The sequence below is a fragment of the Aromatoleum toluclasticum ATCC 700605 genome (assembly GCF_000378245.1).
Lineage (GTDB): Bacteria > Pseudomonadota > Gammaproteobacteria > Burkholderiales > Rhodocyclaceae > Aromatoleum > Aromatoleum toluclasticum.
This window is the reverse complement of the sequence record NZ_KB899517.1, coordinates 13,572-28,437: the sequence shown is the minus strand read 5'-3', so window position 1 is coordinate 28,437 and position 14,866 is coordinate 13,572. Positions and strand designations below refer to the sequence as shown.

Annotated in this window: 10 protein-coding genes; all 10 read right to left on the bottom strand. The window is 65.8% G+C overall.

Annotation, left to right across the window (positions count from 1 at the left end; all coding sequences use genetic code 11):
- Nucleotides 1–2: 2 nt before the first annotated feature.
- A complete protein-coding gene (locus tag F464_RS0126595; protein ID WP_018992916.1) occupies nt 3–752 on the bottom strand; it encodes an SDR family NAD(P)-dependent oxidoreductase in 750 nt (249 codons plus the stop codon).
- 299 nt (nt 753–1,051) lie between these two features.
- Nucleotides 1,052–2,623 (bottom strand): PAS domain-containing sensor histidine kinase, encoded by a 1,572-nt coding sequence (locus tag F464_RS29675; protein WP_018992915.1) that lies wholly within the window; start codon nt 2,621–2,623, stop codon nt 1,052–1,054.
- A gap of 3 nt (nt 2,624–2,626) precedes the next feature.
- The gene (locus tag F464_RS0126585; RefSeq protein WP_018992914.1) at nt 2,627–3,262 is read right to left on the bottom strand and encodes a response regulator; all 636 of its coding nucleotides are present in this window, start codon (nt 3,260–3,262) and stop codon (nt 2,627–2,629) included.
- A 220-nt stretch (nt 3,263–3,482) separates the two neighbouring features.
- Complete coding sequence (locus tag F464_RS0126580; RefSeq protein ID WP_232429041.1) at nt 3,483–5,225, bottom strand: sigma-54-dependent Fis family transcriptional regulator; 1,743 nt, start codon at nt 5,223–5,225, stop codon at nt 3,483–3,485.
- An 81-nt stretch (nt 5,226–5,306) separates the two neighbouring features.
- A complete protein-coding gene (locus F464_RS0126575; protein ID WP_018992912.1) occupies nt 5,307–7,304 on the bottom strand; it encodes an acetoacetate--CoA ligase in 1,998 nt (665 codons plus the stop codon).
- A 57-nt stretch (nt 7,305–7,361) separates the two neighbouring features.
- Nucleotides 7,362–9,800, bottom strand: coding sequence for an efflux RND transporter permease subunit (locus F464_RS0126570; RefSeq protein ID WP_018992911.1), 2,439 nt, complete (start codon nt 9,798–9,800; stop codon nt 7,362–7,364).
- Nucleotides 9,797–10,864: a WD40/YVTN/BNR-like repeat-containing protein gene (locus tag F464_RS0126565; RefSeq protein ID WP_084600612.1), complete on the bottom strand. Its 1,068-nt coding sequence runs from the start codon at nt 10,862–10,864 to the stop codon at nt 9,797–9,799. Before F464_RS0126565 ends, F464_RS0126570 begins: the two co-directional genes overlap by 4 nt.
- Nucleotides 10,865–10,988: 124 nt before the next feature.
- Entirely contained in the window at nt 10,989–12,338 is a 1,350-nt protein-coding gene (locus F464_RS0126560) for a DUF1329 domain-containing protein (protein ID WP_018992909.1), read from the bottom strand.
- 18 nt (nt 12,339–12,356) lie between these two features.
- Nucleotides 12,357–13,922, bottom strand: a complete 1,566-nt coding sequence (locus F464_RS0126555) for a DUF1302 domain-containing protein (RefSeq protein WP_018992908.1) — start codon at nt 13,920–13,922, stop codon at nt 12,357–12,359.
- Between the two features lie 593 nt (nt 13,923–14,515).
- Nucleotides 14,516–14,854, bottom strand: a complete 339-nt coding sequence (locus F464_RS0126550; RefSeq protein ID WP_018992907.1) for a 2Fe-2S iron-sulfur cluster-binding protein — start codon at nt 14,852–14,854, stop codon at nt 14,516–14,518.
- Nucleotides 14,855–14,866 lie beyond the last annotated feature (12 nt).

The window sequence follows — 14,866 nt, the reverse complement described above, 5'->3', positions numbered from 1 at the left end:
CCTCAGTGCCGCGTCCAGCCGCCGTCGACGCACAGCGTCTGGCCGGTCACGAACGCGGAATCGTCGGACGCGAGGAAGAGCAGCGGCCCGAGCAGGTCGTCCGGTACCTGCTTGCGGTGGATCGCCTGCGCATCGACGAGCATCTGCCAGGTCTCCCGGATCACCGGGGAGGCCTCGACGCTGTCGGTCTTCGTGAGCCCTGGCGCGATGCAATTCACCGTGATGCCGAACTCGCCGACCTCGCCGGCAAGCCCGCGCGTGAACCCCACCACGCCGCCCTTGCTCGCGACGTAGTGGCAGAAATTCGGCACGCCCATGAAGAAGGTCGTCGAGCTCATATTGACGATGCGCCCGCCACCCTGGCGCTTCATGTGCGGAATGACTTCCTTCGCACACAGGAAGACGCCGTCGAGATTGACGGCCATGACCTTGCGCCACTCCTCGAGGCTCATCTGCTCGATCGGCCGCGTCGGATAGATGCCGGCGTTATTGACGAGAACGTCAACGCGGCCGCAGGTGTCGAGTGCGTGCCTCACCAGACGCGCAACATCGGCGGGATCTGAGACGTCCGCGCGAACGCCGGTCGCGGTGCCTCGCGCCGCATCGACTTCGGCAAGCGTCCCGGACACGTCACCCACGTCCGCGACGACGACGCGCGCCCCCTCCGATGCCAGCCCGACACAGAACTTTCGACCAATGCCGGCGCCGCCGCCGGTCACGATCGCCACCTTTCCATCCAGACGTCCTGCCATGACACCTCCCGGTCCGTGATTTGCCGCGAACAGCGCATTCGCTGTCGGTACGAACCACTATAGGGATGAGGCCAGACGCAAAAAATCGGAAAAGGCGGATTCTTTGTAGTCGGAATTCCGACTTTCGGATCGGATAGCGCTGAAGGCCGGACTCGGAAATTTCCTATGCATCCGAAGGGCGTTCATATGCAGGCGACATTGCCGGACAAGCCGCCCGCAAATGCCGCCGCGGCGCATCTGCCGCGCGATCCAGTGCTCGGGGATGAGAAGTCCCGCGCCTCGCGAACGCCCGCGACGGCTCAGGCCGCCGCGCCGCCGTCCCGAAGCCGCCTTGCCGCCCGCTTCCGCTTCGCCGGGTGCGCCGCCTTGCGCGTGTCCGGCGGCCGCAAGGATGCAGCGGGGATTACCACCTCGAGCGTCGTGCCGGCCTTGGCCGCGGAGTCGATGCGCAACTCGGCGCCGAGAATGACCGCGCGCTCCCGTATGCCGCTCAGCCCGATCCCGCTGACCTGCACCGCTTCCGGATCGAACCCGGCACCGTCGTCGCGGATCTCGAGCCGCAGCCCCGCTCCGCATGCGGCGAACGAAATGTCGACCCGCCGCGCATGCGCATGACGCGCGACATTGGTCAGCGACTCCTGCACGATGCGGAAAATCGCCGTCGTCCTTGCGCCGTCGAGCCCGTCGCACAGATCGAGGCCGTCGAGCACGAGACGGCAGGCCGCGCCGGTCCGGTACGTGAATTCCTGTGCCAGCCACTCGATTGCCGCCGCCAGCCCCAGGTCGAGCACCTTCGGCCGCAGCGTGCTGGCGATGTCACGGACGCGGTGCAGGATGTCGTCGGTGAGGCTTTCCATGCGCTGCACCTTGGACCGAACGATCGGCGTCAGTCCGTCGCTCTCGCGCATCCACGAGAGGTCCAGCTTCAGCGCCGTCAGCAGCTGCCCGAGCTCGTCGTGAATTTCGTGCGCGATCGCCTGCTTCTCCTCTTCGCGCACGGTCGCCACACGCACGCAAAGATCGCGCAGGAACTCTTCCGACTGACGCAGCTTCTCGGCGTTGCGCCGGCTGTCGGTGACGTCGAGCATGATGCCGTCCCACAGCGTGCTGCACGTGTTCCCGCGACGCGGCGTCGCGTGCAGGATCACCCAGCGCTCGCCGCGCAGCCCGCCCGACAGGCGCCCCTCCCACGTCCAGTTCGCGAGCGTCTTGAGCGACAGGCGCATCGACTGGAAGAACGCTTCCCGGTCGTCGGGGTGGATGAGCTCGACGAACTCGCCCGGAGCGAGCGTGATGCGCTCGGGGGCGATACCGCACAGCGCGGTGGCGCCCTCGCTGACGTAATGAAACTCCACCGACCGGTCGAGCTTGCGCAGCGACAACTGGAAGACAAGGCCGGGGACGTTCGCGGCGACTGCGTTGAAACGCGCCTCGGTCTCGCCGAGCACGCTCTCCGTACCGCGGATCTCGGTGATGTCCTGCCCGGCGACCCACAGCGCCTCGACCTCACCGTCGACACGCAGCTCGGGAACGATGCGCAACCGGTAGCAGCGCACGCCGTTGCGAGTCGGCAGCGACAGCTCCTCGACGTGCTCGTGCCTTTCGTCGAGCGCTTTCTGCAACAACATGCGCCAGACGGCCGCCATATCCGGCGCGAGGCCGAGGCCGTCGAACCCGGCCTCGCGCAGCACCTCGGGGGCGACGCCGAAAGTCCGGCAGAAAGTCGGATTTGCGTAGGTGACGCGGAAATCGCATCCGAACAGCACGAAAAGGTCCTGCGAGCGCTTGATCCACCTGTCGAAGGCCTGGTCGTACTTGAAGCGCAGCGTATCGGCATCGACTGGGGCAGCGGTCTTGCCCACGGGCTCCATTTCTCAGAACGCTGCCGACATCGCCCCGTCCGTCGAATAGCGCAGCAGCTCGGCGTTGTTGTGGCAGTTGAGCTTTTGCATGATGCGGATCTTGTGCGTGCTGACCGTCTTCGGACTCAGCGCCAGCTCGTGCGCGATGCCGGTCACCGTCTTGCCCACGTGCAGCATCTGCAGCACCTGCGCCTCACGGCCGGTCAGCTGCTCCTGGACCGACTCCGTCGGCACGCGAACGTCGAAGATGATCTTTTCGGCGAGATCCGGATCGATGTATTTGAGCCCGCTCGCGACCTTGCGGATCGCCTCGGCCAGCGTGTCCGCGCCGCGGCCTTTCGTGATGTAGCCCGATGCGCCGATCTGCAGCGCCTTGGCCGCGAGCTGCGCCTCGCCGTGCATGCTCAGGACCAGGATCGATAGCTGCGGACGTTCGCTCTTGATACGCTTGATCAGTTCGATGCCCGACACGCCCGGCATCGAGATGTCGAGCAGCACGAGATTGATGTCGCGGCGCCGGATGGCGGTCAGCACCTCGCCGCCGCACGTCGCTTCGCCGGCGATGACGACCTCGCGCATGCCCGACAGCACCATTTTCAAACCCTCGCGGACGACGAAATGATCATCGGCGATCAGCAGTCTAATCACGGTCGATTCTCCTTCGGTGTGGTCTCATTATTGGCGGTCGCTTCTTCGGCTCCGCTCGTTGTGGCAATTTCTTAGCAATCCACGTGCCACACGTCTATCTCTTTGTTTCGTCGAGTTTCTGGCGCTTCAGGGATAGCCGGGCGGGATTCACCATGGATCGCCACAACCACCCATCACCCGCGACTGGCTCATTTGATCCACCCTCGTCAGGCGTGGCCGGCTAATCCGGTGCGTCCGCGCTCCGACTCTTCAGACGGTAGCGCAACTGTGCACGCGTCATTCCGAGCATGCGGGCCGCAGCACTGACATTGCCCCCCGCCCGTTCCAGAGCCGCGTCGATGAACGTCGACTCCAGTTCCTCGAGCCGCATCGCGCGCGATAACGCGTGATCGACGAATGTGCGGACGGCGTCATCCGCGCGCGACGACAACTTCCCGTGCCGATCCACGCTCGCCTCGGGCGACTCCGCAGTGGGTTGCAGAGGCGTGAGAAACAGGTTCGAGACGTCGATCCGTTCCCCGTTCTGCGCCAGCAGCACGCCGCGCTCGATCATGTTCTCGAGCTCGCGCACGTTGCCGGGCCAGGCATAGCTCATCAGCGCGTGCATGGCACGGTCGGTCAGTCCCGCAACGCGCTTGCCTTCGCGTGCCGAATACTTCTCGACGAAGCGCGCGGCCAGCAGTGGAATGTCCTGCGTACGCTCGCGCAACGGCGGAACCTGCACCGGAAGGATGTTGAGCCGGTAGAACAGATCCTTGCGGAACCGACCCTGCTCCACCGCTTCCTTCAGATCGATGTTGCTCGCAGCCACGATGCGCACATCGACCTTGCGCGCTTTCGTGTCGCCGAGACGCTCCACCTCGCCCTCCTGCAGCACGCGCAGCAGCTTGGTCTGCGCCGAAACGCTCAACTCGGAGACCTCGTCGAGGAACAGCGTTCCCCAGTGCGCCCGCTCGAAGCGCCCGGGGCGCGAGTCGTGCGCCCCGGTGTAGGCACCCTTCTCGACGCCGAAGAGCTCGGCCTCGATCAGTTGCTCGGGCAGGGCCCCGCAGTTCACCGCGACGAAGGAGCCGTTGGCGCGTCCGCTCGCCTTGTGCAGCGCCCGCGCGAACACCTCCTTGCCGACGCCCGTCTCACCCAGCAGCAGGACCGTGATCTGGCTGGCTGCCGCCCTCTGGATCAACGACCACGCGGTCATGAACGCCGGCGACGCACCGACGAGATCGCTCGTCTCGAGGCTTTCCTCGATCGAGTAGCGCAGCCCCTGCACCTGCTCCTGCAGCTGCAGGATCTGGTCGGCGATCGCATCCGGATGGAAGTACTTCAGCGACTCCTCGACTTCGGCGGGTGCCCAGTCCTTCAGCGGCTTGCCGAGTAGCCGCGAATGGTCCGCATGGACCTCGACTTCCCTGAACAGGACGAAGGTCCGCATGATGCCGCTGACGTAGCCGGTGGCGTAGCCCTGTTGCATCCAGCCCGTCGGTCCCGGCTCGACACCGAAGATCTGCCGGTGCGCTTCGCCCTCGAACGAGTTCGACCAGATGACTTCCGAGTAATACGTACCCTTCGCAATGTCGGCGTCGATGATTACAGGATCCACCTTGACGAAGCCTTCGAGCGTGTGCAGCATCGGCCCCTTGCGGACGATCTCGGGGTCCGGCACGTCGGGGTAGAGCTTGCGCACGAGCTCGGCGTCGCACATGCCTGCCGCATAGCCCATGCGCGTCAGCAGCCCACGTGCTCGCTCCACGCCGAGCGTATCGGCGAGCTCCTTGCGCAGACTGCCGAAGGCCTTCATGTGCAGGAGGATCATGCGTTCCTCGCCGAGCCAGATGTTGCCCTCGGTGAATTCGAAGCGCAGCCGCGACGCGAGATCCTCGATCCCTGATTGGGCCTCGTGTGGATCCACCGTCGTTCTTTTTGTTGTCTCCACCACCACCCCCCTGTCTTGCATTCGATCCATCTCGGCTCCCGTTGCAGATCTTATGTCAGTTGGCGGTGGCGATGGCGGTCGCGGGGCGGGCCTGCGGCGACGACGCGAAAATCATGCCGTGGCGTAATCGCGCTGCGTTCTCGCGTAGTGGACGAAGGCATCGAGCGCCCGCGGATCGGCCATGGCGTTGCGGTTGGCAGCTTGCTCGACGGGAATCCCGAGCAGGATCTTGCGGACCGGCACCTCCATTTTCTTTCCGGTCAGCGTCATCGGGATCGCCGGGACCGCGATGATGCGGTCGGGCACGTGGCGCGGCGTATATTCCCGGCGCAAACGCTCGCCGATGCGCCGCTCGACGCCGGTGTCGAGCTCGACACCGTCCGCAAGCTTCACGAACAGGGGCATGAAGAACCTGCCGCCAGGCAGGTCGAGATTGACGATCAGCGCACCGTCGATCTCCGGCAGCTGCGCGAGCGCACGATAGATTTCCGCGGTGCCGATGCGCACGCCCTGGCGGTTCAGCGTCGCATCCGAGCGCCCGAGCACGAAGCAGCCGCCGCGCGCGTTGACGCGGAAGAAGTCGCCATGCCGCCACACGCCGGGCAAGGTGTCGAAGTAGGATTCCCGATAGCGCGCGTCGCCGTCGTCGTTCCAGAAGCCGACCGGCATCGACGGCAACGGTGCGGTGATGACGAGCTCGCCGACCTCGTCGACGACGGATTCCCCCGCGTCGTTGTACGCCGCGGCTGCGACGCCGAGCGAGCGCGCCTGGATCTCCCCGGCGTACACCGGCAGCGTCGGCACCCCGCCGACGAAACCGGTGCAGCAATCGGTGCCGCCGCTGCCGGTCGCGACCCACAGATCCTTCTTGACGTTGTCGTAGAACCACGCGGTGCATTCGGGCGACACCGGCGAACCGGCCGGCATGATCGCACGCAGCGCCGACAGGTCGTATTTCGCGCCGGGCACGATGCCCGCCTTCGCCATGATGTCGACGTAGGTCGGACTGGCGCCGAAGAACGCCGCGCGCGAGTCCTGCGCCATCTTCCACAGCACATCGGGCTCGGGGTACGCGGGATTGCCGTCGTAGAGCACCGGACACGCACCGACGAGCAGCGAGCTGGCCACCACGTTCCACATCATCCAGCCTGTCGTGGTGAAGAAGAACGTCCGCTCGCCGGGGTGGATGTCCATATGGAAGTGCAGCAGCTTCATCATCTCGAGCAGGATGCCGCCGTGGCTATGGACGATCGCCTTGGGCAGCCCCGTCGTGCCCGACGAGAAGAGGATCCACAGCGGATGCCCGAAAGGCACCTGCGCGAACTCGAACCCGTCGGCCGGCACCGGCGGGTGGTCGAGCAGCACATTCCAGCGCACCGCGCGGGCATCGGCCGGCAGCGGCGCCTGTGGATCGAGGTTGGGCAGATAGACGATGTGGTTGACGCTGTCGAGCGCGCCGGCGATCTCGGCGAGTTCGCCGCGGCGGTCGAACGCCTTGCCGCCGTAGCGGTAACCGTCGACACAGAACAGCACCTTGGGCGAAAGCTGCGTGAGCCGGTCGAGCACGCCACGCGAGCCGAAATCGGGCGAGCAGCTCGCCCAGACGGCGCCGACGGCGGTCGTCGCGAGCAGTGCGACGATCGCCTGCGGGATGTTCGGCAGATAGGCCGCGACACGGTCACCGGGTCCGATGCCCCAGGCACGCAGGCGGGTCGCAAGCACGCGTACCTGACCGGCCAGGTCCTCCCAGCGCATCGCCGACAGCGGCACGGTCTCGCCGAGGAACATCAGCGCGTCGCTGCCGGGCCGCTCGCGGCGCAGCACATGCTGTGCGTAGTTGAGCCGCGCACCGGGAAACCACTCCGCACCGGGCATCGTGCGGCGGCCGAGGACGCGCGCGACGGGCGCCGACGACTCGAGCGCGAAATACTCCCACAGCGCGCCCCAGAAGCCTTCGAGATCGTCGACCGACCAGCGCCACAGCGCATCGTAATCCGCGAAATCGCGGCCGCGTGTCGCGCGCAGCCAGTTCATGAAAGCTGTGACATTCGCGTGTTCGAGCCACCCGGCATCGGGAGTCCACAGCAGATCGCCTTCTTTGACCATCATCGACCTCAGTTTCATCGTCAGGGTTGCCATTCGCGCTGGCGCGACGCCGCGCCGGTTCTAGAGCGCCGGATTCGGCACGAGCAGCGCGGACTCTTCCTCGCGCTGCGCGGCTGCCGCCGGTGCGAGCAGGAAGCACGCCAGCGCCGGCAACAGGATCAATGCGCCGAGCATGTTCCAGACGAACATGAAGGCGAGCAGGATGCCCATATCGGCCTGGAACTTGATCGGCGAGAACGTCCAGGTCGCCACCGCGAGGCCGAGCGTGATACCGGTCAGCACGACGACGCGGCCGGTGAAGAGCAGCGCCTTGTAGTACGCGGCCGACAGCGTCATGCCCTCGCGCAGCCGCGCGAGCGTCACGGTCAGCACGTACAGCGCGTAATCGACGCCGATGCCCACGCCGAGCGCGATCACCGGCAGCGTCGCGACCTTGACGCCGATGTTCAGATACACCATCAGCGCCTCGCACAATGCCGATGTCAGCATCAGCGGCAGCACCGCGCAGATCACCGCCCGCCATGAGCGGAACGTGATGAACGCGAGCACGACCACCGCGAGATAGACGAGCAGCACCATCTCGACGTTGGCGCGCTTGACGACGATGTTCGTCGCCGCCTCGATGCCGGCGTTCCCCGCCGCCGACAGGAAACGAACCTCGGCCTTGTTGTGCTGTGCGGCGAAGGTCTCGAAGGTCTGCACGACCGCGTCGAGCGTGTCGGCCTTGTGATCCTTGAGTGACACGTAGAGCGTCAGCAAGTCGCAGTTCTGGTTGAACAGTTCGCGCGGTGCCCGCATGATGATGGTGTTGAGCATGTCCTGCGAGCGCGGGATTTCGTACCACTTGAGGCTGCCTTCGTTCATGCCCACGGCGGCGCGCTTCGCCAGCGCCGCCAACGAATTCGTCGCCTCGACGCCGGGCAGCTGCTGCAGCCGCCATTCGAGCGCCGCGACCTCGAGCAGCGTGTCGTAATGGGCGCAGTGGAATTGCGGCGTCTTCACCATGATGACGTAGGTATCGCTGCTCGCCGCGTAGTTGGCGACCATGAAGGCGTTGTCGCGGTTGTAGCGCGAGTTCGGACGCAGCTCCGGCGCACCCGGATCGGTGTCGCCGATCTTGAGCTGCAGGCTCACGGCAAAGCCGGCCACCCCGAGGACCGCCGCAGCGACGATGGCGACTCCGGCCCAGCGGCGGCCGGTAAAGAGATCCAGGAAGGCCCAGAACCTGTGCTTTGCGTACCGCGTATCCCGTTCGTCAGACCTTTCGGCATTGAGGCTGCGCTGCGCGGCGGCGGCGCTCACCCCGGTGTACGACAGCAGGATCGGGATCAGCACTAGGTTCGTCAGAATCAGCGCGGCCATGCCGATGCTCGCGGTCACCGCGAGATCGCGGATGACCTGGATGTCGATGACCATCAACACGGCAAAACCGACGCCGTCGGCCATCAGCGCGGTGAACCCGGCGAGAAACAGGCGCCGGAACGTGAAACGCGCCGCGACCAGCCGGTGCGTGCCGCGCCCGATGTCCTGCATCACGCCGTTCATCTTCTGCGCGCCGTGGCTCATGCCGATGGCGAACACGAGGAAGGGCACGAGGACCGAATACGGGTCGAGTTCGAAGCCGAGCGTCGGCAGCAGTCCAAGCAGCCAGACGACGGCGACGCACGAGCATGCGACGACCAGCAGCGTGCTGCGGACGCAGCGCGTGTACCAGTACAGCACCGTCGTGCAGATCGCGACCGCGGCGGCGAAGAACAGCAGCACCTGCTGCAGGCCGTCGATCAGGTCGCCGACCACCTTGGCGAAGCCGGTGATGTGGATGCCGATCGCGTCCGACTCGTACTGCTGGCGCAGCCGTTCGAGACGCTGCGAGTAGTCGTGGTAGTCGATGCGCTGGCCGGTTTCGGCGTCGGTCTCCTGCAGCGGCACGAGGATGACGGTCGAGCGGAAGTTCGCCGCCACGAGCTGCCCGATCTCGCCCGAACGCTCTACGTTCACGCGCACCTGCTCGAGGCTCGCCGGCGAGCCGTCGTAGTCGTCCGGAATCACCGGACCGCCGTCGAGCCCCTCCTCGGTGACTCCGGTCCAGCGCGTCGCCGGCGTCCACAGCGACTTCATGTACGGGCGGTCAACGCCGGGGTAGAGAAAGAGCTCGTCGTTGATCTTGCGCAGTGTATCGAGATAGTCGGCATCGAAGACCGTGCCCGTCTTCGCCTCGACGGCGATGCGTAGCGTATTGCCGAGCCCCGCGAGCTGCCCCCGGTTCTCGAGGTAGTTGATGATGTACGGGTGCTTCGTCGGAATCATCTTCTCGAAACCGGCGTTGAGCCTGAGGCCAAGCGCCTGGTAGCCGAGCACGACGGTGACGATGACGCACAGCACGACGACCGCCACGCGGTTGTTGAACAGCACCCGTTCGGCGAGCGAACCCGACCTGCGATCGAAGTCCGCGAGGCTGCGGATGACGGGATGCTCCGCCAGGGGGGTCTCGATACTCATTTGTTTCGCTCCAGCAACGCGGTCGAAAGCGGCACGCGCGTGAGCCCGCGCGCACCGGGGAGTACGAGGCTGCCGTCGGCAGCCTGTACGACGCCGGCAAACGGCGAAGGCTGTGGCACATTCACTGGCGAAAAGCGCAGTCCTCCGTCGTCACTGCGCAGCACGCGGCCGGTCTCGTCGACCAGCACGAGAGACCCGTCGGCCAGACGGGCGCCCGCGCTCACCGTTACCGGCTGCGCGAGATCGATCTTGTGCCAGCTCGCGCCACCGTCGCCCGAGCGGTACGCGTTGCCGCGCAGCCCGAAGACGACCAGCGCGCCGTCGCCGGCACTCACTGCACCGAACAGGGTCCCGACGTAGGGCGTGCGGATCGCAGTGAAGCTCTTCGCACCGTCAGCCGAGTGGTAGAGCGCGCCCTGCTCACCCGCGATATAGAGGTCCCGCCCCGCAACGTGAATGCTGTACAAGTGCCTGCCCTTCGCGTCATCGAGCAGATGTCGCAGCGGGCGCCAGCTGTTTCCGCCGTCGCCGGTCGCGAAGATCGCCCCGTATGCGCCGACGACCAGTCCGTTGTTCTCGTCCGCGAACCAGACGTCTAGCAGTGGCTTGTCAGGCCCCTCGTCGAGCAGACGCGCGGCTTCGCGCAGGCGCCTGTTGGCGGACGCCTCGCCCTGCGCCGCCGCGGCTTTCGCAGCCTCCAGCTCGCGCTGTGCGGCCTCGCGCCCGTCGAACTGCCGGACCCAGGTTTCCCCCCCGTCGCGGCTCGCGAGCACGACGCCGCCATGGCCGACCGCCCAGCCCCTGCCCGGCGACACGAAGCAGACCTTCGTCAGCGTCACGCTGGTCGGAACCTTCGCCTGCCGCCACCGCTCGCCATCGTCGTCGGAGAGCAGAACGATCCCTTGCTCGCCCACCGCCACCAGACGGCGCCCGGCGCGCGCCGCCGCGAGCAGCACGTACTTCGCCGCGCGGCCGCTCGTCTCGGCGGGCCGGTCCAGCAAGTCCTGACTGGCGGTCGCAGCTGTGCCCCCACCTGCACCAGCGGGACAGACCGGGCCGAGCATGCAGATTGCTGCAAGGACAAGGCTTCTGTACGCGTATTTCATCATCGCCGCTCCGGGAAAATTCGGGGCCAGCGGACGAAGGACTTCCGTCCGCCCACCGGCGATGCGCCAATTGGGCGCATCGCTATCGCGCGGCGTCGGCCGCAATCGCGTCACCGGTGAAGTAGGCGTCCGGCTTGGGCGCAACCACGCGGAAATATTCGCCGTTGAGCAACTGCACGACGCTCAGCGAATTCGCCTGCAGGTTATAGACGGCGTCGGTCTTGCGGATCACCGACGGCAACGACGGCAAGGCGAAGGCGATGCCCTGGGCGGTGCGCCAGAGCTTGCCGTTGGCATCGAATCCGTCCGACATCAGGATCAGCCACGTATCCTCGTCGAGGTAATAGCGGCGCTTCGGAACCGCGTGCCGCTTGCCGGCCGCGACGTTGCCCTCGACGATCCAGACGCGGTGCAATTCCCAGCGCAGCTTGCCCGAATTCAAATGATGGCCGCTGAAGGCATCGTCGAGCGAGGCGCCGTAGAAGCGGTTGTTGTTGTACGGCACGTACATCTCTGCCTTGCCGACGAGCTTCCATTCGTGCCGGTCGATCGGCGGCGACAGCCCCTCGACCTCGTCGAAGTAGTTGGCACCCGAGGCGACGAAGTCCGGCGTGTCGCAGCACACCGTCGGTGCCCGGCGCACGCGCCGCTGGCCGACGAGGTACTGCCACACCGTGCGCGGACTCTTCGCGTCGGTGCTGTCGCGCAGCGCGAGCGCCTCGCCCGCCTTGAACGGCGGCGCCGTCTGCTGCAGACGGCCGAGGAAATACTCGCCCGACCATTTTTCGGCGCTGCCGTCTTTCGCCATGTGCGGGTACTGATTGAAGTAGTCCGCGCGCGAGGCGATCGTGCGCGACCCGTCGGCATTGACGACGACGTTGTTGAAGCCGTGTTCGGTCGATTCGGGCATCAGGCGCATCAGATGGTTCATCAGCGCTTCGCGCCCGTCTTTCGGAATCGGAAACGGCGTTCCGCCGAAACAGCCTTCGAGGCCGCCGTCATCCTTGATCCTGCACTGCGACGCGTTCCTGAACACCGCGTCGTAGACCGCCTGCGGCGCGGCCGCGGTGCGATGCGTCGGGTACACCTCGACGCGGAAGGTGTCCGGGTACTTCTTCAGCAGCGCCTGCGTACCCTCGCTGAGCTTGTCGAGGTGCTGCGCCATGTTCGCCGCGGTGATTTGCAGCGACGGCTTCTCGGCGGCGAAGAGATCGGTCGGGATGTCGCCGAGCTTCGCGCCGGCGACCGTCCCGACCCCCTTGCCGTCCCATACCGGGATCGACCCGTCCTTGTTTGCGGCTCGCTCGGCGCCGAGCGGCGTGAAAGTGGTCTTCAATTTCCCCGCCTCGTCGGCGGATACCGCGGCGCCGGCCAACTGACTGCCGGCGAGCAAGGCGGCCGCGGTGACGGCCATCCACATCGATCTGATCATGTTCTTCGCTCCTGCCGATTAGAAGGTCCGCTGAACGGACAACGCGACGAAATCGCGATCCTTGTGAAACTGGTCGAACGAGAGCCGCGCGCTCTCATCGACGATCGCCCCCGCTCTTCCGTAGAAATGCGTGTAGGTGAGGCTCGCCTGCCAGGCCTTCTGGTAGTCCGCCTTGACACCGATGCTGACGTCGCCGCCCCGCTCAGCCGAGAACCCCGTGCCGAGCACGGATGTGCGGCCGCTCAGGCCGTAGCCGACGCCGATCGGCACCTGCAGATCCACGCCCGGTACAACCTGGAAGTACTCGGGCTGGAAGATGAAGCGCAGCGCAGAGGCATCGCGCGTCGTGTTGGGATCGAGCTGGCCGGCATTCTTGTCGACGCTGAGGCGGCGGTTGAACGCCAGCTCGCCGAGGAACGAGGCACCTTCCCACAGCGCGGAGGCCGGCAGCACGCTGATCGCCGACACCTGTGCATGAAAGGTGTTGCCGACCGGATACAACGGATGGTCACGGCCGTCCGCACGCGGATCGAGCGCGACGACGACATTCCCGACCGCGGCGAGCGGCGCATCGCGCCGCATCGATACCTCCGCGGCGACGTTCGTTTCGCCCACGACCGTGCTGAGGCTCGCGCCGTATACTTTGATGTCCTGCGCATAGACCACGGCGTAGTCGCCCGACAGCGGGCGCACGTAGAACTGGGGAAACTTGTCGTGAAAGCGGGCCGCGTAGAAACCGTATTCGACGTCACCGTACTTGTAGCGGATCTGCAGACCGCCCTGTCCGGAATCGCGCGCGTCGAGATCCTCGGCGCGCGGCAAGGGTCCGAGTGGCGTGAACAGCCGCTGGCCACCGGCATCGACGAAATCGGCAAAACTGAAGTAGCTGCCGACGCCGGGCAGGCGCGCCTTGCGCCATTCATATTGGTAATAGGCGCCGAACGACAGCCGGGGCGACACCTGCAGCTGCGCGGAAATCTGGCCGACCGGCCGCAGGATCTCCTTGAACTGCGAGCTCGGCACGGACAGTAGCTTGACGATATCGGGCGAGGTCTGCGCGGCGGCGATGCCGTTGCCGCCAAAAAACAGGCTCTCGCCATACACCTGCGTGAAGCGCCCGGCTCGCAGGTTGAGCGTTGCACCGCCGGGCGTTAACCGGCCGTAAACGAAGGCATCGAGAAATTCCGCGTTGCGCCCGTGCAGGTGCCGCGTCGCGTCCGGAAACTTGTCGTGCCGCACCGAAACCGGGTTGAACGTGGCCGGCGAGTCGTTGTCGTTCGAGCGGTTATAGACTTCGTCGTACCACCCTGCACCGCTGACGCGAAACCCCAGCTTGCTCTTGTAAACGAGGTCGAATTCGGACAACAGATCGACGCGGTTCGAGATCAACCCCTTGTCGAAATTGCGGTCGCCATCGTCGACGTTCGGATTGAAGGCACTGCCCTCGACGCGCGCATCACGGTCCTTGACGCGCCAGGCCGCGCTGTATTTCAGCGTGTTATCCCACGACATTTTCACGTCGGGGTTTCCGGTGTTGAACTCGAACGCACCGACCGCTGGCGATGCCAACGCCAGTCCCAACATCGCCACCTGCCCCCACCGCCCCGCGCACCCCGGTGTCTGCTGCCGCGAAATACCGACTCCCGACTCATCCATGACGCCCCCCCTCTGCCAGATGTTCCAACTCCGCATGACGCACCCGCCCTCATGAACGAAGACGTGCCGATATCACGGTCACATCCCTGTCCTTCGTCCAATGGCAAAAAAGATACGTTTGCGGGACCGCCAGAAACATCGGACATGGTGGAATTTTTGTAGTCAGTTTCTGCCCCGCGGATCGGAGTTCGCCCAGACACGCGTAGGACATTTCCGATTCGCGGTGTCGAACTTCGGCGCGTGGGGTGCCACCGTAGGAGAGAAAACCAGGCGACGACAGCTCGCCCGGAAGCAGGCCACGGGCGGCCGGTGGTTACTCCGGCTGCCATGTCCGCATCAGAGTATCGGGCGATGTCTTCGGGCATCCCCGACGTTTGAGAAATGCGGCTCATAGCCCAAAGGTCGCAGGTTCAAATCCAGCCCCTGCAACCAAACAAAAACAAAGGCCTGCGCATTGCGCAGGCCTTTGTCTCTTGGGCTTTGGCGTAGATGCCGGAAGACTCTCCGACCGGCTGCGATACTCAAATCGCAGGTTGCGCCCTCGGCGTCGCGGCACACTTGCGGCACACCGTCTTGTGCATCTTACCCAGCACACGCAACGTCACATCGCTGCGCGGATAGACGCGGCACGCGAGTACCCGGCCTTGCGCCTCGTCGTCGGGGCTGACGTGATCGCGGCTCATCGCGCGCACTTCGAAAACGCCCGTGGTGATCTCCACCTTGCACACGCCGCAGCCTCCGCCGCAACACCCTGCGGGAATCCCCCGCCGGCCGAGGCGGACCATGCCGGCGAGGAGCGACTCGTCGGGCGCGCATTCGTAGCGTTCCGACGTGTCTTCGATGGTGACGGCGAATTTCACGACGCTCGCCGC